Consider the following 17,817-nt stretch of genomic DNA (forward strand, 5'->3'; position numbering starts at 1 on the left):
AGTTTAAATTAGTTATTCAACACCATCACATCATCTTCTGAATTTTCGATGACATGTTGCACAAATGTATGTGCTGACACCGTATTTTCACCAAAGACAAAAGGAATGATATGTTCAGGGAAATGCATACTCAGCATAAAGCCATAAATATCAGCTAAATGTTGGGTATGCCCTAATGAAGATTTCACATAAATATAGTGATGCGGTTCTACAGGTGTTCTAAGAAAGTGTTGCTGCAATTTCTTCGAAACTTTTATATCCGTCTGATCTGACAATATCAGCACATAAGGTTCCTCACCCTCATGCTGAGGTAGATCATTAAATTCAAAATTATTAAAAAGCTTCGCTGTATCTTGTTGGCCCACAACCACTTTCAGTGCTTTAGTAGGTTCTAATTCTTGAATTTTTACTAAAGGATCTGCGAGTAAACAACTTGCTGCAAATTCAGCAGGAATATAATCTTTAATCATCCAAGATTTTTCATCGACTAGATCTTGATCAATCTCCGAATCAGCGACGACTAAAAAGAACATCTCATGCTCTCTTTTATGAATACCTTTTAATAGGCGTATCAACTCTTGGTAAGCTAATTGCTCTCCAAAAAAATGATATTCAATATGAGCCTTTTGCGGAGCAATACCAATCTCAGCAAAGAACTCTAAAATTAATTCATTACTTTGATCATCATTCCAGATATGTAGTAAATCCTCCGAAAGAAGGATGTGTAGATTTAAACGATTTAAACGGTAAACTTCGACTACAGGCATTTCAACATCATCATATTCAGACTCGGGATCAACCCATGCCGGATGCATATGATATTCACGAGATTGTTGCGACTCATAAAATAAAGTCGAACGTTTTAAATGCTCTGCAAGAAGATATAAATTTTCTATATTTTGTTCTAATTGTTGTTGTATTAATGACATCATACGAACTTGTCGTGGAGATGAGTAATCACTCTCCTCATGATTGTCTTCATCCAAGTCTTTAATACGATAAGATAATAGAGGCAATCCATAAGAATTTAACAGTTGATCATCTAACTCTGGGCTTTTGAAGTTTTGTAGTTGCTCAATAATTGATTCATTCTCACCTAATGCATGTACGGCAAAAGCAGAGTAAATATTAAAATCTAACTGTTCGAGTGGTGCTTCACTTACAGTAGTTTGTTTTTGATTAGCATCATCTTTATTTTGATTTATAGATTGTTCTTTTTTATCTTTGTAAGTTTTATAGGCACTGTAAATTAACCAAGGCGATAAGATCACCAAGGTAATAATTGCTGGCAACAATAAGAAATAAAGGAAAAAGTCACCTTTATCAGGGTTATATTGAACGTCACGCCAGTAGAAAATAATAATTCCACTAACCACTGAAAAAATAGCAATAAATGAGAGTAATATTTTTTTAATCATATTCTCTCTCCAATAAGGCTATAGCAGGTTTCATGACTATGTACGTTTGGTTGTCGTGATATGAGAAAAGAACCCTGCCCTAAACCATTCTGGTTATTCTTAGTTAGACAAATAGGTTGTATTTCTGACTCATCTAATACGAGTCGAAGATCTATCGATAAAGTTGGACTACACCAAGTTTCTACAATTTTTTTTAGTTTTAAACTCAACTCTTGATTTGGGAGGAAATTTAAATATTGCTGACGCTTTAGTGGTCCAATCTGAATTTCAATTTTTCCATCAATTTGCTGAATGGTTTCCCCACAAAACGTATTAATACCAAGTAAGCTCGGCTGACTTCCACCTAAAGTCGTTAATTGATCACTCGCCAACTTAAAAGATTCTTGTATAAACTCTTTAATCGTAATTTCATGCTTAAAAATACAGGACAGCATCGTTTTTAATGCATGAACTGTATTATTCTGGCCCTGCATTAATCCAGAAAACTCTGCAAAATAGTCATCAAGCTCTGTTTGCTGATGTTGGGAGCGCACATAACCATTCAATGCATGCAGAATATCTAAATAATCGTTTTTATATTCAGTCTCATATCGAATCGGTAAATTATATGTAATGCTGGACTCTACATATTGAGCAGTAAGCTTATGGTTAAATAAACTCAGAAACTCTTTAGTTTCAGCTCTTTGCTGCCGTGGGGCCTGTTTAATCTTATTGGTATATGTATAAGGTAAAGCACCTTGTATGCCAGTAAGACCAACAATTAAATTCGTGATATAAACCCTTTCATCCGATAATTCTAAATTTTCAATTTCAGTAGCAGGGAAATTTAAATTAAAGGATGTCTCAAACTTGAAATGATCACTCCAAGATGAACCAACCGCACGACTTGAATCGTGCCTTAATAGACGTGTTGCTTGAATAAATTCAAAAGACTTTGGCTTGTTAAACAGCTCAGCTGTTATAGAAGAGTCTTGCCACCAACGTTCTGACTGCATTGGTATAACTCCTGCTGAGATGAATAATCCTTAACAACCAAATCAACAAAACTATTAATTTGAACCTTTAAATTAAAAACACGACTTAACAATTGGCTAAAAATGTATAGGCTATGCCCTCTGAATACAGATGAATCAATTTGCAACTCAGCCTTCACGCCCCTTACAAACATTGGGAATGGTTTACCATCTACCAGTTTGTGTGTAAGTGAAAATTCAAGATGTTTAATTGATTCAATAATTAGATAATTTTCTTTCGATAACGGTAAGTTATATAAAGCAAGTAACTCTTTAATATGAGATACGGCATCACCTTTCATTAAAGCTAAACTATTTAATGAAAGGTGTGAAATGACACGCCACTGCTCAGTCTGGCTTTGTCCAAATTGATAAGGTTTAGTCGGTCTTTTTAAAACAATGGCACGTCTGGCCAGACTACTATCATTTAAGTTCAATATATTATTAGACTGCCCCAATGCTTCATGTGGCAAGTCACGATTTGAACATAACAATTTTGTACTAATAAAATCTGAACGTGTTGAAGAAGGATTTAAATTTTTAGAAATAATTGAATATCCCATTTCAACAAAATTTGGTTGTAGTTTTTGATAGTTTACCGAATAGAAAAAGCGGGCCTTGTCCGCATGGTAGTGGCTCATCGCAAAAAAAGGCAGCACAGGAACATAGCTTTCTTCGTGACTAGTTTTTTCACGCACCATATTCATTTCAGTAATTGAATAGACTTGATAAAACTCAGGATGATGCGCATCTGTAATTAATGGATATTCTAATTGCTTGTGTACGATTTTTTGAGGTTCAGCATATTTTTCAAATAAATTAATGACTGGTGTGGTAAATAATTTAAAATTAGCAACATTCAACTCAGAATAATTTCGAACTACGGCTTGATCATTTAAATTTAATTTAAAATGTATAAGCAGTTCAAAATCACTCTCTTCTAGAGATAGAAGCTTTAAAAAACTTAAATCAAGTTTTAGATAATTAAATTTTTCAGGAAAACAAAAATACTCCATCAGCAACCGATAAGCATGGTGAGTATGTTGATCGAGTGGCAATAGACTTTCTTGCTCTGAAAAACCAGTTAACTCAAATGGATTTTTATCCAACGCTACAACTTTCTGCCCTATTCTGATGGCAAAAGTTGTTTCCTTCTTAAAAATACTGTCTAGTACTTGAAGCGGAAAATTAGAAATTGCATCTAAATAAATAGGAAGCTTTTCATTTATTAAACATAAATGAGCATGATTAAAAATTTCGAATTTAAAATTTAAAGTCGCATTTTGGCTCAAATGCATATGTGCACTTGGTGTACTTTTAAACTCTAGCGCTTGCAAACTTATCGGGAGTAATTTGATTTCTTGCGTGGTATTAAACTCACACTGAACACCTTTAAAACTACGCGACTTTAAGACGGTGTGTGCAGGAACAATATGCGCTTCTGTGAGCTGCTTTATTTTATTTAAATCTTCGAAACTTACCACCGAACAAGCAGGAAAGTGACGTAAGTATTGAGGAAACATTACCTCAAATAAAGAACGTGTAAATACGTCATAACTATCAGCAAGTTTTTTATCAATGCGAGCAGCAATTAATGAAAACGCCTGTATTAGACGCTCAATATGCGGATCATCAATCTGCTCTTGATTTAACGATAAACGCTGAGCAATTTTCGGATATTTTTGGGCAAATTCTCGAGATTGCTGACCAAATTCTTGTAGTTGTTTTTCGTAAAACGGTAAAAGCTCTTCTATCACAACACACCCACTACGCTTAGGTTCTCGCCGAAATTACATATTGTTGCGTTGTCGGTTTTAGCAATGCATCAAAAACGACAGGTTCATACAGTGGATGAATATTTAGATAAGCCTGAATGCTTAAACACAATGCCCCCATATTATGCCCATCCAACAACATCTCTACCCGTATTTGTCTTAATCTGGGCTCATGAGCTGCAATTGATTGTTCAATTGATTGGCAAATCTTGTCTCGATCTAGCGGATTGGCTGTAGAAAGCCCCACAAAATCAATAATCCCGAACTGAAGTATAGATTTTTTAACTAGCGGATAATCATCGACCACGTGGTCCAATTTAGCGACCCGACTATTTAGCAAGTCTTCTAAATCTTTCGCTACCGATTCTCTTAATTGCTGAATAGAAAGACCTTTTGCATAATCTTCACTTTCAGGAATTAAACGATCAAACAGAGTTGAACGAAATCCGTATGGATAAAGCCGATCTAAATTCATTCGAGTTCACAACAAGCATGCTTAAAGACAGCAGAGGCTAACTTTATGTCAGCCTCCACCAAATATTCACTTAAATAATTATGCTGCGTAAGAAGCAGTATTATTAGAAAGTGACCATTTCTTAGTAACAGCACCTTTAGCAGTACCGTTAATATCTTGTTGATTATATGTCCACTCAACAGCTGCGTATTTCAAACCAAACGCTTCAGTTGGAACACCTTCTTCGTTAACTGTTGGAGTTACACTAGAAACTAGAACGTGCTTCAATTTAATTTGTAAGTACTTGATGCGTTTGTCACCATTCGCACGATAAAAATCAATTTGTACTTCATCAAATGTATAACCTGCTGAACATGCTTCCCATAATTTCGGGCTAGTTGCATCTAGGTCTTTAATAAAAAGCATATCTGAATGTTCAACACGTTCAGCAGTATGACCACCAACACTACTTGAAGTAGCAGATTTAGGTTGACGAATGTTGTGAGACCAAGAGTTAACTTCTAACCAGCCTTTGTGCTCAGAATCACGAGACTCGCCATCAACTTTATACTTACCGCGAAACTCAACGTATATATCTTTCATTTAGAACTTTCCTATTTTTAATTTAAAGTTATTCTTTCGCTGACCTTTATTAATTTGAGGACTGAGGTAACTCAGTGACAAGTCGTAAAGAAACTGACAACTCATCCAGCTGGAAATGTGGTCGTAAGAAAACCACAGATTTGTAGTGACCTGGTTGAGCAGGATCTTCTACAACTTTTACAGACGCTTCACGTAGAGGGTATTGAGCTTTCGCTTCTTGGGAAGCACCGTCGTCAAGCAATACATACTGTGACAACCACTCATTTAAAAATGCTTCAACATTTCCAGCAGAAGCAAAGCTACCCACTTTATCTCGCATCATTGCTTTTAAATAATGAGCAATACGTGAAACGGCCATGATGTACTGAATTTGACTTGATAAAGCAGAGTTTGCATTTGCTGTATCATTGTCATATTTTTTAGGTTTTTGAGTTGATTGCGCGCCAAAGAAAGCAGCGTAATCGGTATTTTTACAATGTACTAAAGGAATAAAGCCCAAATCGCTTAGTTCTTTTTCGCGGCGGTCAGTAATCGCAATTTCTGTTGGGCACTTGAATACCACTTCGCCATCTTGTGTTTTAAACGTATGAACTGGCAAGCCTTCTACTAAACCACCACCCTCAACACCACGAATTGCAGCACACCAACCATGCATATCAAATGCATTTGTTAAACGCGTACCGAAAGCATAAGCAGCATTCATCCACAAATATTCGTTGTGGTTTGCACCTGAAACATCTTCAGCAAAGTTAAACCCTTCTGTAGCTGTTCCTTCTTTTGGATGGTAAGGAAGACGACCAAGCACATGCGGCAATGTTAATGCGACATAACGAGAGTCTTCACTGTCACGGAATGAACGCCATTGAACATATTCAGCCGTTTCGAAGATTTTTGAAACATCTCTAGGGCGATCAATATCGGTAAATGACTCAAGACCCAAAATGCTTGGGCTAGCCGCTGAAACAAATGGTGCGTGAGCTGCTGCTGCTACATGAGAGATTTGCTCAAGCAAATACATATCAGAAGGCGTACGGTCAAACTCAAAATCACCAATGAGTGCTGAATATGGCGCACCACCAAAAGACCCATACTCTTCTTCATAGATTTTTTTGAATAAAGTGCTTTGATCAAAGTCTGTAGCACCTTGAAAATCTTTTACCAACTCTTTTTTAGTCGTATTTAACATACGAATTTTAATGAGCGGATTAGATGGTGTTTCTTGACAGAAGTAGTAAAGACCACGCCAAGTTGACTCAATCTTTTGAAATTGCTCATTGTGCATGATCTGACTTAATTGATTTGAAATCAGTGCATCAATTTCGGCAATACGCTTATCAATTGATAAAGTCATATTTTCAGAAACTGTAATTGTTCCTGCCATTACTTCTTTAGCAAGTTCACCAATTAAGCTTTTTGCACGCGAATGTTCTTCTTCATTTCGGGCAATACGGCTTTCTTCAACAATCGAGTCTAAAAGATTAACTTGTTCATTTTCAACAAGTGACATTGCTGCAGATTGAGTATTATTCATGATCAGCCTCCGCACTTAATTTACGGATCTGATCAGTACTCTTAAGCACTTCATCAAGTAAGTCTTCTAGACGCTCACTGTTCGAAATCTTATTTCTCAAATCAGTTAAACGCTCGCGTGCTTCAACCAGTTTCTTTAATGGGTCAACCTGTTGAACAACATTTTCTGGGCGAAAATCTTCCATTGACTTAAATGTTAAATCAACTGCAATTCGCCCACCCTCTTCAGTCAGCGTATTATCTACCTGAAAAGCTGCTCTTGGAGACAATGACTCCATAACTTCATCAATATTATCTAAATCGACATTGATGAATTTTTTATCTTTTAATTTTGTACGTTCAAGCTCAGATGCTGCCGAAAAATCACCCATCACACCAACAACAAATGGTAGTTCCTTCGCTTCTTTTGCATCACCAATTTCAACATCATATGTAAGCTGAACACGTGGAGGTCGAATTCGCTGAAGCTTCTTTTGTACGCTTTCTCTCTTAGCCATAAGATTCTATTCCTGATTATTTAATTAAAGGGTCAAAAGGCGAACTTTTTGATTTATTAACATTGGCTACAGGGGCAGTTTTTTGTTTAACCGCAGTTGCTTTTGCTGGAGTTGCTACTCGCTTAGTTGCTGTTCTGGAAGTAGTAACTCTGTTACGTGTTACAGTTTGTTTTTTATAACTTCTTCGTTCGTTATCAACTGAACCACCTTCTGTAGCAGCCTTAACATTTGAAGTATCTGGCGCAGGCATTGAAGTATGAATATTTTCAATTAACTGTTTAGCAGGTGGGTACGTTACATCATTGCTTAAATACCGCATTTCCTGACTTCGCATTTGCTGCAATGAGTTATTTGCAATGCTTACACCAGATAAAAATAAAACATCTGTTATTAATGAACCGCGTATATTTTGACTTTGCAATTGACTTGCCAAATTCAACGCTTTAACTGGTTGATTGGTCTGATAAAACCGCATGGCTGCTTTAGCTAATAAATCATTTTTTTGAGTCGTATTATCACTATCACAAACTTGCTTAAAAATATTCAATAGCTCAGGATCATTTTGGCCTTCTGCTAACGGATTCTTTTTAATACAACTTTTTTTAAGTTTTACAGGCTCTAGTTCTGCTGCTTGAGCACCTGATAGACCGATAATGTTTCCAGTCAGAAAAAGTATCAAAATACTTCGTTTCAACACAACTTTCATTCCTCTGTTTTCTTATTTATTCAAGGCTTTACTGAAAAGTTAATATTGAGAAAACATTAAAAAATCAGACTATAAACCTTATATTCAAAAAATTTATGCGCAGTTTATCATATAAACAAACATATTTTATATAAAAATCATATCAACTTAAACTAAAAGTAAATAGTTAAGATGGTTATAAAATATAGCTTAATAAAGTTATTCTTATAAAAATATAATATTGTTATTTTTTGTAATTAAAAATAAGTAATTGATTTTAATCAAATAAATAAAAATAAAAACTGAATGAAAAATTTATTTAAATATCATTCATTTAGTTTTTTTGAAACATTTGCTTAACAATATTTAAGTTTATATTAACTACAAGGTGCTTCTATTTGGTTACGAACAAACCATCAAAACTTAAAGTAAAAAATTAGATACAAAAACCACAAAAATTGTCAAGACTAATCTGTCTATTTGGTATATTTTTTATTTAACTTTGTGAGAGCAAGTAGAATCAATAAAACTCATAGATTTATGAGTAACTATTTTTACTTTAAGGTCAAGTTCTCGGGTGGCTCAAAACTACACTCACTATCAAGAAAATAAACTATTTGGCGTTATAGTTTTAAAGAATATTGCGAGTTTTTAAGTTTAGATAAAGGGAAAAAGGCCTTTCACTCAAAAGAATTTTTATTTAAGTATAAATTTATATTTTAGACTTCCAATAATTAGCTTTCTCAGGATTATATTTCAAGCTACTGCTTTCTGCGTAAATATCATATAACAACGCCTTGGCTGATGAATTTCCATTGCGTACAGCCATTTCTGCATATCGTATTGACTCATCTAAATTTTGTTTCATACCTGCACCATTATAATATTTAAGAGCAGTATTATATTGCGCTAACGCATGTCCATGATCAGCCGCACGCTTAAACCAGACAAGTGCTTGAAGCGGATCTTGCTCTACACCCTCACCTCGCTCATAAGCCAAGCCCACATTGTTTTGTGATTCAAGATCTCCCTGTTCAGCAGCTTTTAATAACCATTTAAAAGATGTTTTGATGTCCTTCTCAACTCCATCACCTACATATAATTGAGCAGCAACTACCGTCTGGGACTGTATGAGTCCTAATTCAGCAGATCGAATAAAATATGTAAAAGCTTTTACTCTATCCTGTTTTACATTTAAACCTTTGTAATATGCCAACCCAACATTGTGAATTGCGGAAGGATTTCCCTTTTTAGCTCCTTCTTCAAACCACATTAAAGCTTTTTTATCATCTTTTTTAACAACTTCATTGCCATTTCGATAAATCAGACCTAATTGAAGCATGGCATTTGAGGAGCCTAGTTGTGCAGATTTCTCAAATAGTTCCAATGCTTTCTTTTGATCAAATTTTTCACCTTCGCCTGTAGCATACATAGATGCCAATACAAAAATAGCCTCTGCATCATTTGCTTTTGCAGCCTTTTCCAGATCATGTTTAGACTTATATTCAGACACATCTTTATAATCTTTAGTCAATGTTCCGTGAGTGTATTCTTCTTTGTCTTGACTGCATGCAGATGTGAATAATATTAAGGTAATGACAAACAATCTAAGCTTCATAAAACAACCTTTTACTTCAAAAATTTTTCTTATCAAAATAATCTTCTGGATAAGGGTCTTTACCTTTTAAATTTTTTCTATATTTCATTACACTAATCTGAACACCATCATCAGTTAAAAAATCATTATAAAAATCCTGCTCTTTAGGATTTTCAAAACCTAATTTTTCAAATATCTGCTCTGATAATGTTCCAAAATTTTCATATGATTTTCGATAAGCAAAATAATTAATAAAAGCCATTTGCGCTATACAGAGAAACAGTCCCATAAATAGCCACTTTATTAAATCAAAAAAAGATTTCCAAGAATAATCAAAATCAAATAGATAAAAGAGTAAAAGCATTATTGATATTCCTCCCCAGCAAATAAGGGTGAAATAATAGGTCTGCATCGCAATCGCTTTATAACCCATTTTTACTGAACGACCCATTTCATAGATCATATACAATAGGCCTGATTTAGGGTCGACAATTGCATAGACCTGATAACGTCCATCTACAGGTTTTTCGCTAATTACAGCAATCAATTCGTCATTTTCTTCAAAACGTGCCGCCGTAAATTGTCCTATTACTGGATATCCATCTATTTCACCAATAAAAGTTATACCATCTTTAGCCTTAGCCGCCATCACTAATATAGGTGCGCTGGTAAGTAGAGAACTACTCTCAGCGAGAACTCCTGCAAAAGTAGTCCCAGCTGCAATCCCACCAATATTCTGATTTACAGGAATTTTAGACTTTGCTTTTTCTAAAGAATGGATTGGACCTTTAACTAGCTTAAGGTGTAATTTCAAAATCTTTACCTTTAAATAACCTTTTAGCCTTTAGTTATTACCCCCATTTTTTTATTTTTGCTCTATATAGCTTTCTGGATATGGATCACTTTCAATAACTTTTCTATATTCATATACAGATTCTAGCAACAAATGATCTTTTTCACTCAAATAACGACTTGGCAATAAAAAAACCTCTTGCGGATCTTTAAAGCCATACAAACTAAAAATTTGTTCTGACTTTTCTGAAAAATGTTTTAATGAGTTGGATGCATTTTTAATAATAAAAAATAAAATAAAATAAAATAAAATAGCCACTCCTAAAAAAATTAATATATCAACCTGATTAAAACCTCTTGCCCAAAAATAAATTAAAGATCCTAAAAAAATTGTTATTGCGTACCAAACATTTCTACCTTTAGCTATAGAAGTCTGATGAGCTTTAACAGAAGCTCCCATCCCAACCTGCATATGAAGTAAGCCTGTTTTAGGACTCAATACTGAATAAAGTTCATACAAATTTTTTTCAAGACGTCTTACGACACAAATGACATATTCATTATGTTCAAATAACGCACGATGAAATTGACCGATACAAACTTTCCCACCTATTTCCATAACAACTGATTTGACATGTAAACGACTACGTGAAGCGAGAAATACAGTTTGTGCAGACAATGAAACATTTTCTGCCACACCACTCAAAATCGCTGAAGATGCAATTTGAGCATCACCAGACTTTCCAAATGCACTTAAAGAGTCATCATAAATCTCTAATCTTTGAATGCGACCTTCAAATTTTAACATCTCATACATTTTAAACGCTCACTATCGCTTTCATAAACTCTTCATATTCTTCATCTGCAGTTTGGAATTTTTTTTCATTTCTAGATGTAGATTTAAATATTGACTCTTTTTTAGGGTCAGATGCTAATTTAAAAGCTGTTTTTTGACACCAATCTTCCATTGCATCATCCAAAACATATTTTTTAAGTAAAATTTCTGCGCTAATTAAGCCTAATGTTATAAGATTCAATCCAGCAATTACTCGAGCACTCATTAAAAATGCGACTAGAGCATTCGCTGTGAATTTAGTTAAAACTCTTTTAATTACTGCATTTTTGCTATGTTGTAAAATAGCACTAGCTAATACACCTGCCTGTCCAATTGACAAGCCTAAGTTGATCAAAATTCTAGTAAATAACATTGTTTGGATAGCAACTGAGTTTGTCTCTTTTAAGGTTTTTGAATCTACATATAAACCAGTTATTCCACCTAAAGTTCCAAGACTTCCAGCAGTCAATCTAAATGCTGCTGCCGAGGCCGCTGCACCTGTGGCAGTTCTACGGCTCCAACTCTCACCTAACATATCAAATGCAACAGCAGATACCGAGAACATCGAACCTACTAATTGTACGGATAGCTCTGGCTTATCTTTAATATCAGATTTCCAAGCATCATATTGGAAATAAAAATTCAGTAACTCAAAAACACCTACGATAGCAAGTATTCGGTTTTTGGTAATATCAGGTTGTCCTTTAACGGCTAAGGATACCGAGTTTTTAATTTCTACCGCCCTAGTATTACGATAAGTATAAGTCATACCACTTTGCGGTAAAGACGAAATTGCAGCAGCTCTAAACTCTAGGTTATACATCAATCTCATCAATGGGATTTGTTGAGCCAAATTCCCTGATCTTAAATATAACAATTGAGCTGTATGACGTTGAGCACCTTCACGCGCCATTATAGTAATTGTACTAATATTTATTGTTCTTAAACGTATATCACCAAACTCTTTTAGAGCCGTATTCAGCATCAAAGATATCCAGTAGAACAGTTTATCTGGCCATTTAAAATCATTTGCCGAGATAAATTTTTTCCCCTCAATACTACCCAACCAACTATCAAAGGCAGCATCGGCTGCGGTAAACATACTAAAACTCTGTTTACTATAATCCAGTAAGTCTTTTGCTGAACTTGGACTTTCAAATATCTTGGCATACTCATCCATCAAGACTTTGTTATTAAAACAATAGGCTCTCAAGAATAGGTTTTTATCCAAAACTTTTTTTTCACATATCCATTTATTCAGTAAATCTTTCCCTTTTTGCAATAAATTCATGCCATACATTAAGTCCATAATAACCGCATGAAAAATAAAGCCATTGCTTTCTTTCGGTGTTTTACCCTGTTTCAATTCCTCACTCTGGTCAAAATAGAACAGACCTTTTAAAAGATTAGAAGAAACCAGCCAGTTATAATGATCATCTACATAGCGAACTGCTGCACTATAACTTTCTTCAGATTTCTTATCGACATCCTTACGGAACTTTTCCAAGCCATTCATATCTAACTGTGCTTGATATTTTTTCCATGCATGAGTGCCATCCACAGTCGCTTGTTTAACAGCCTCCGCTCTCTGTTTTTCAAGTTCGGCTGCAGCTTTTGCAGGCGCATTTTTTTCGAAATTTTTAAGATTCTCAAGTCCCTTTTTATCACCCATGCGTTCAGCTCTTTGAATCGCCGCTTGAAGATAAGGATCTGTAATTCTCTTCCTTTGCTGTTCATTTGAATCAATAATTTTGAACTTTGCCTGAATGGAGTTTGCAACTAAGTTTTGCTTCATGTTATCAATCAAAGTCATAGTTTGAAGCTTATGTTCGTTGCTAAAGCCGTCTTTATTTTCTTTTAAGAAGCTATCAACCCCTTTAAAGCTTAATATATTACGATCTTCATTTAATTTAGAAGTAATTCCAATCGGATCATAGAGCGCAACACCAATATGCTCTTTGGGTTTCTCACTAAATTTCTTGTTTATTGCTCCCCAACGAGCAGAACCATATGATTCCAAAGGTAATGCAACAGCACTTAACTGGGCACTAGAAAGACAATGTTGCTGGACAGCTCCTTTTGTTACATCAATTCTTTGCCAGTAGCCTGAAGTCGCATACTGATCAGCATTTTTTTCAAATTGTTCTCTCATTTTTTTGGTGAGTGGAGCGTGAGCGTGAAGTAAATAGACCGTCTGGGCATCATCATTATTTACCGAAGGAATAGTAATTAAAGAAGCGTTAGCACTATGCCCAGCTTTATTGCATGCAAAATCTTGAGCAATAATTGGAGCTTTACTCCCTATAGGAAACTCCTGATGAAAGCCCTTTTTATTAGTAATATACGCAACCCACTCTTTTTTCCCTGATTTTCTTTTTATAAGTAAGTAAATATATCCTGAATCAATCATTCGAACCGTATATTTATATTCCTTAAGTGGAACATTAGTAACATTACCCCCTAATTGTGCTGGTAATGGCTTTACTCCTAAACGAGCTACAGAATATTTAAGAGGTAATATATTTATACCTGTAGGGCGACAAAAGTTAGTACATTCCTTTTTAGACATCTGAGTGACTGGTATTTTATTATTCTGAGTCGTCGATGCAGCAGCCTGCTGACTAATTTTGCTTGGGTTTGGACTAACACCTAACTTTTGAACTACTTTCTGCTCTTGTTGTGCTGGCGTCCCAAATTTTTTCATTTGTTTCGCAAAAGTCGGTTTATCATTAGCCATGGTAGCTCTCTTTACACTCTCTTATAACTTGTGAATATTGATTTTCTTCTAAATAGTCCATTGCTTTGGTAAATGAGTTGACCTCACTTCTATCAACCCAATAATGATCAAGTATGTCTGAAATCAAATGACTTTTTATAAAATTTCTATGCAAAATAACGGAATACATTCCATAAGCAATAAGATCCGTTACATGTAAAATTCCATAATATGTTATTGCTTGTTGAAGTGAACCTAATATCTCATCCTGACGAATCAATAACTTCTCGTCATATATAAGAGATTGTTTAATCACCGTATTTGATAACTCAATTAAATCTAGTTTTGCTGACTCAGCATTTGTAAAAGTAAGAGGAAAAAGCGCCCTTTTTTCCTGAATTTTCACTTCATACAAACCGTTAAAAAAAACAAAATGCCAATTCTCTAAAAATGATTCAATTCGTTCGCTTTTCTTATCAATTATTGCGGGCAAGTAAACCAACACTCGTGGATCATACCAACGAAAAATAAATTTATTCTTTGTATCTTTTGCAATAACAAGTTTTTTAAAAGTTTGAACTGCAATTTTTAGATCATCAATTTTGCTAAATCCATGAATAAAATAACCATCCTCATTCTGATCCAAATTCATTAATAATATATGAGTAATAAAGTCTAATGAATTTGCTAGATCTTCTTTCACTTTTATTTTTATAAAGAAAAGAGCTGGACGACTATTTTTTTTAGTGCTAGCTGCAATCTCTATTGGTTCCAATTCATAATCTTTTAACTTTTCGATAAACTCATCAAAAAATCCACTAAATAAAGTCTCATCACATAAAAAACTAATATGACCACTTTGTTCGAATAGGTTTAATATTAAATCACTTAACTTTTTAGAATTTAATTCATCTTTAGAAAATAAAAGCTTCATCTTAGTCTAATATCACTTTTGCTGATCCATTTTTCGCCGCATCTGACTGCTTCGCAGAACAGTCTGGCAAATCAAGCGCAGGTGGATTTATTGATGATCCCCCCATAAACAAATGCTGTCCTGCTTTCACCTCAAGCTTACCGCCCGTAACAGGGAAAATACCTGAACCATTCAACTTAACTTGAGATCCATTTGCAGTCAGATTAATTTCAGTTGGGCTAGTAATAAAAACTGTGTCTTCGGTTGAAGTAATTTGTACGCCCTTTCGAGCAATGACATCTAAGCCATCACCTTGAGCCTGAATTTCTACTTTGCCTTGCCCCGCAAAAAGTCGAGCCCCCTCCTGAGCGGCAAATAGACTTATTTTTTGACTCGCATGACTTACTATATTTTTTTGCGTACTAATATTAATGCTATCTCCAGCACTTTGAGTGAGCTGTCCATTTGCACTAAGGTGTATATCTTCATTACTACTTACAGCAATACTTTTTGGAGATGCCAGCAGCATCACTGCTGATTGAAACTCAGCAGCCTTTTTAGGATCTTCTTGTTTGAGAACTTCTAAGAAAGTCTGAATATTCTCAAGCATATCTAACGGGTCAGTTTGCTGATTTTTAGCAACTTCACTGAGTGCCTTGGCATTATTTAGGCTGCCTTCTATTTGTTGTTTAGCCTCATTTGCATCAAGGTGTACGCCTTGAGCTTGATCCTGTTTGTGGGTACTAATGAGTAAGCCACTTCCCGCTCTGACTGCACCCCACTGATCAGTTCTGAGTTCGAAACCTTCACCACGGCCATCACTTTCCGCCTTGTCTTTTGGATGGCTTAAGTTACCCAAGTTGAGTTGGCTTGCCACATGGCTACTTTGTAGCTGGGCACTGATTTGCCCTGTGGTGTCATCAAAGCGTAGTTGGTTAAAGCCTTTACCATCAACTTCTTCTGAACGAATGCCGCTGAGCTTTTTGGTATCGGGTAGCTGACCTTTCTGATCGAATTTCGTTGGATGCCGTTCAGCTTCATGAATACGGCCCACCACAAACGGACGGTCAATATTGCCGTCAAAGAAGTCGATCACCACGATCTCACCCACACGTGGTAAGAAGCGTGCACCGTAACCAACGCCAGCCCATGGGGTGAGCACATCCACCCAAGCCGAGTCAGTGTCATTATCGTTACTTCCTGCTCCACCGTCATGACTATGGTCGTCACCACGGGTAAATAAGAAACGGACTTTAATCCGCCCCCACTGGTCGACATGAATACTTTCGCCCTCTAATCCCACCACTCTAGCACGCTGTGGATAAGCTACTGGTCGGTGCTCTAACGGATGATACTCAGGAACAGTTTTAATATTTCTACGCGACAAAATGAGTTCATTACCTTGACGCTCAGTCTTGTCATTTAGCCCTGATTGATTGTTTTGCCATTGGCTTTGACTAAAAAGTTGATTGATTTGTTGTTGCAAATCTTTAGGCAAATTATTTTGCAAATAGAAGCTTTTGCCAATAATAAGAAACTCTTTGTCTGACCCGCTATGCGTATCTATTTCTGGATGTTCATTGAGTTCAAACCAATAACCAACCTGCGCATCACGTACTGCGGTTTGTGCACGGAAGTATTTCGATTGAGATGCATAATAATCGGATAGATTTTGGTTGAGTTTTTCTAGCTGCTGGTGACTCGATGCGGTGGCTTGATCTTCACCGTTTAAATCTTGCATCCAAGCAGGACTCATGTGCCATGCCTGCTCTAGACTTAAACTTGCATTATCCTGATTAGCACTATGACTATGCTTTGACTGAACACTCCCCATGCCTTCTTCTTGACTTAAGGCATCAGCCTGCCAGCGTTGCACATGCACGGCTGTAGATTGCAAGTTTCGAGTTGGCACGAGGCTCGTCATACTATCTTGTTGTTCAACTGCGCTACTACGGTGATAACGGATATTTCTTCGGTCTAATGCTAAATATGATTCATTATTATCAATTAAACGTAATTTTTGCGGTTGAATCTCATCTGAGCTACTAGTGACAAACAACTGAGCTTCATCAATTAACCAGTTAATGCCTTCACTACGCCAAAGTCGGGTTAAAAAATCATAATCCGTTTCATTACTTTGCATAACAAAAGGTCGAACATCGTAGTTTTCAGTTAAACTTTTTAAATCTAAAGTTAAGCTAGACGCAAACAATGGGCTTTTGTTCTGCCATTCTGTAAATAGAATTTCAGTGATATCCCGTACACTTTTATTCATAAATACACGGCTATTTCGGCGTTTATGCCATAGCGCGGTCGGCTCTTGTAATCTCAGTTTATACAATGTTAATGAACCATCACTCTGCCCCTGACTGGCTTCGGTAATAATTCCTGTAGTTCTGAATAATTGCCCCTGATCAGTTACCTGATCGACTGCAACCTGATAACCAATAAATTGTTTTAATGAAATATGCGCATTAGTAGAGAGACAAAATAGATCGGCAGCCAGACCTTCATTTAACTGATGCTGCCCTTCAATACTTTGTAAAAAGACTTGAGTATTCAACGATGGATTAGAAAACTGAACATGAAGTACGCGTTTTTGCGAACTAATACCCAAATCTTCTAGAATTCTATGTATATGAGATAACATCTTTTTATGAAAATTTTGTCAGGATTGGCATTATTTTATAAAATACAGAAACATCTGTCTATTTTGTAAAGAGAAACTTAACGATATGAATACAAGAGTGGATGAAGATGATGAACGTATAAAGATATAAAGTGAATTAAAAACTTACACTATTAATTCACTTTTAAAAGTTGTTAAAATTTTAGTATTCCAAGAAATTCATTAACAGCATTTACAAATTGCGATGATAAACCGTTTCTTTACCATCAAAGTCAATTTCTTTAATTAAAAGCCCACCAAGGTCATAAAAAATTGATAACTTGCAGTATTTTTTAATTAAGCTTTTAAAATTAATATCAT

Annotated in this window: 14 protein-coding genes; all 14 read right to left on the reverse strand. The window is 35.5% G+C overall.

Features of this window, described 5'->3' with window-relative positions; translation table 11 throughout:
• Positions 1-8 precede the first annotated feature (8 nt).
• The gene (locus RMB03_RS07180) at positions 9-1,418 is read right to left on the reverse strand and encodes a hypothetical protein (protein ID WP_311074989.1); all 1,410 of its coding nucleotides are present in this window, start codon (positions 1,416-1,418) and stop codon (positions 9-11) included.
• Entirely contained in the window at positions 1,415-2,413 is a 999-nt protein-coding gene (gene tssG, locus RMB03_RS07185; RefSeq protein WP_311074991.1) for a type VI secretion system baseplate subunit TssG, read from the reverse strand. The genes RMB03_RS07180 and tssG overlap by 4 nt, the downstream gene beginning before the upstream one ends.
• The gene (tssF, locus tag RMB03_RS07190) at positions 2,377-4,188 is read right to left on the reverse strand and encodes a type VI secretion system baseplate subunit TssF (protein ID WP_311074993.1); all 1,812 of its coding nucleotides are present in this window, start codon (positions 4,186-4,188) and stop codon (positions 2,377-2,379) included. The genes tssG and tssF overlap by 37 nt, the downstream gene beginning before the upstream one ends.
• Positions 4,189-4,204: 16 nt before the next feature.
• Complete coding sequence (gene tssE, locus RMB03_RS07195) at positions 4,205-4,681, reverse strand: type VI secretion system baseplate subunit TssE (protein WP_002048404.1); 477 nt, start codon at positions 4,679-4,681, stop codon at positions 4,205-4,207.
• A gap of 78 nt (positions 4,682-4,759) precedes the next feature.
• Positions 4,760-5,263 (reverse strand): type VI secretion system tube protein Hcp, encoded by a 504-nt coding sequence (locus tag RMB03_RS07200; RefSeq protein WP_003651052.1) that lies wholly within the window; start codon positions 5,261-5,263, stop codon positions 4,760-4,762.
• A 49-nt stretch (positions 5,264-5,312) separates the two neighbouring features.
• Positions 5,313-6,794 (reverse strand): type VI secretion system contractile sheath large subunit, encoded by a 1,482-nt coding sequence (gene tssC, locus RMB03_RS07205; protein ID WP_017389328.1) that lies wholly within the window; start codon positions 6,792-6,794, stop codon positions 5,313-5,315.
• Positions 6,787-7,290 (reverse strand): type VI secretion system contractile sheath small subunit, encoded by a 504-nt coding sequence (gene tssB / locus RMB03_RS07210; RefSeq protein WP_003651049.1) that lies wholly within the window; start codon positions 7,288-7,290, stop codon positions 6,787-6,789. The genes tssC and tssB overlap by 8 nt, the downstream gene beginning before the upstream one ends.
• Before the next feature lie 16 nt (positions 7,291-7,306).
• Positions 7,307-7,996: a hypothetical protein gene (locus tag RMB03_RS07215; protein ID WP_003651048.1), complete on the reverse strand. Its 690-nt coding sequence runs from the start codon at positions 7,994-7,996 to the stop codon at positions 7,307-7,309.
• Positions 7,997-8,687: 691 nt separating this feature from the next.
• The gene (locus tag RMB03_RS07220; RefSeq protein WP_311074999.1) at positions 8,688-9,593 is read right to left on the reverse strand and encodes a tetratricopeptide repeat protein; all 906 of its coding nucleotides are present in this window, start codon (positions 9,591-9,593) and stop codon (positions 8,688-8,690) included.
• Between the two features lie 16 nt (positions 9,594-9,609).
• Positions 9,610-10,386: a putative type VI secretion system effector gene (locus tag RMB03_RS07225; protein WP_311075001.1), complete on the reverse strand. Its 777-nt coding sequence runs from the start codon at positions 10,384-10,386 to the stop codon at positions 9,610-9,612.
• A 51-nt stretch (positions 10,387-10,437) separates the two neighbouring features.
• Entirely contained in the window at positions 10,438-11,172 is a 735-nt protein-coding gene (locus tag RMB03_RS07230; RefSeq protein WP_081407618.1) for a putative type VI secretion system effector, read from the reverse strand.
• A gap of 10 nt (positions 11,173-11,182) precedes the next feature.
• Positions 11,183-13,936 (reverse strand): T6SS effector BTH_I2691 family protein, encoded by a 2,754-nt coding sequence (locus RMB03_RS07235; RefSeq protein ID WP_311075003.1) that lies wholly within the window; start codon positions 13,934-13,936, stop codon positions 11,183-11,185.
• The gene (locus tag RMB03_RS07240; protein ID WP_311075005.1) at positions 13,929-14,849 is read right to left on the reverse strand and encodes a hypothetical protein; all 921 of its coding nucleotides are present in this window, start codon (positions 14,847-14,849) and stop codon (positions 13,929-13,931) included. The genes RMB03_RS07235 and RMB03_RS07240 overlap by 8 nt, the downstream gene beginning before the upstream one ends.
• 1 nt (position 14,850) lies before the next feature.
• Entirely contained in the window at positions 14,851-17,478 is a 2,628-nt protein-coding gene (locus tag RMB03_RS07245) for a type VI secretion system Vgr family protein (protein WP_311075007.1), read from the reverse strand.
• Positions 17,479-17,817 lie beyond the last annotated feature (339 nt).

Origin of the sequence: Acinetobacter sp. V91_7, from assembly GCF_031799075.1 — a bacterium.
GTDB lineage: Bacteria > Pseudomonadota > Gammaproteobacteria > Pseudomonadales > Moraxellaceae > Acinetobacter > Acinetobacter calcoaceticus.

Coding starts and splice junctions, on each gene's coding strand:
- RMB03_RS07180 (WP_311074989.1), bottom strand. CDS start 1,418: ATGATTAAAAAAATATTACTCTCATTTATTGCTATTTTTTCAGTGGTT.
- tssG (WP_311074991.1), bottom strand. CDS start 2,413: ATGCAGTCAGAACGTTGGTGGCAAGACTCTTCTATAACAGCTGAGCTG.
- tssE (WP_002048404.1), bottom strand. CDS start 4,681: ATGAATTTAGATCGGCTTTATCCATACGGATTTCGTTCAACTCTGTTT.
- RMB03_RS07200 (WP_003651052.1), bottom strand. CDS start 5,263: ATGAAAGATATATACGTTGAGTTTCGCGGTAAGTATAAAGTTGATGGC.
- tssC (WP_017389328.1), bottom strand. CDS start 6,794: ATGAATAATACTCAATCTGCAGCAATGTCACTTGTTGAAAATGAACAA.
- tssB (WP_003651049.1), bottom strand. CDS start 7,290: ATGGCTAAGAGAGAAAGCGTACAAAAGAAGCTTCAGCGAATTCGACCT.
- RMB03_RS07215 (WP_003651048.1), bottom strand. CDS start 7,996: ATGAAAGTTGTGTTGAAACGAAGTATTTTGATACTTTTTCTGACTGGA.
- RMB03_RS07220 (WP_311074999.1), bottom strand. CDS start 9,593: ATGAAGCTTAGATTGTTTGTCATTACCTTAATATTATTCACATCTGCA.
- RMB03_RS07230 (WP_081407618.1), bottom strand. CDS start 11,172: ATGTTAAAATTTGAAGGTCGCATTCAAAGATTAGAGATTTATGATGAC.
- RMB03_RS07235 (WP_311075003.1), bottom strand. CDS start 13,936: ATGGCTAATGATAAACCGACTTTTGCGAAACAAATGAAAAAATTTGGG.
- RMB03_RS07240 (WP_311075005.1), bottom strand. CDS start 14,849: ATGAAGCTTTTATTTTCTAAAGATGAATTAAATTCTAAAAAGTTAAGT.
- RMB03_RS07245 (WP_311075007.1), bottom strand. CDS start 17,478: ATGTTATCTCATATACATAGAATTCTAGAAGATTTGGGTATTAGTTCG.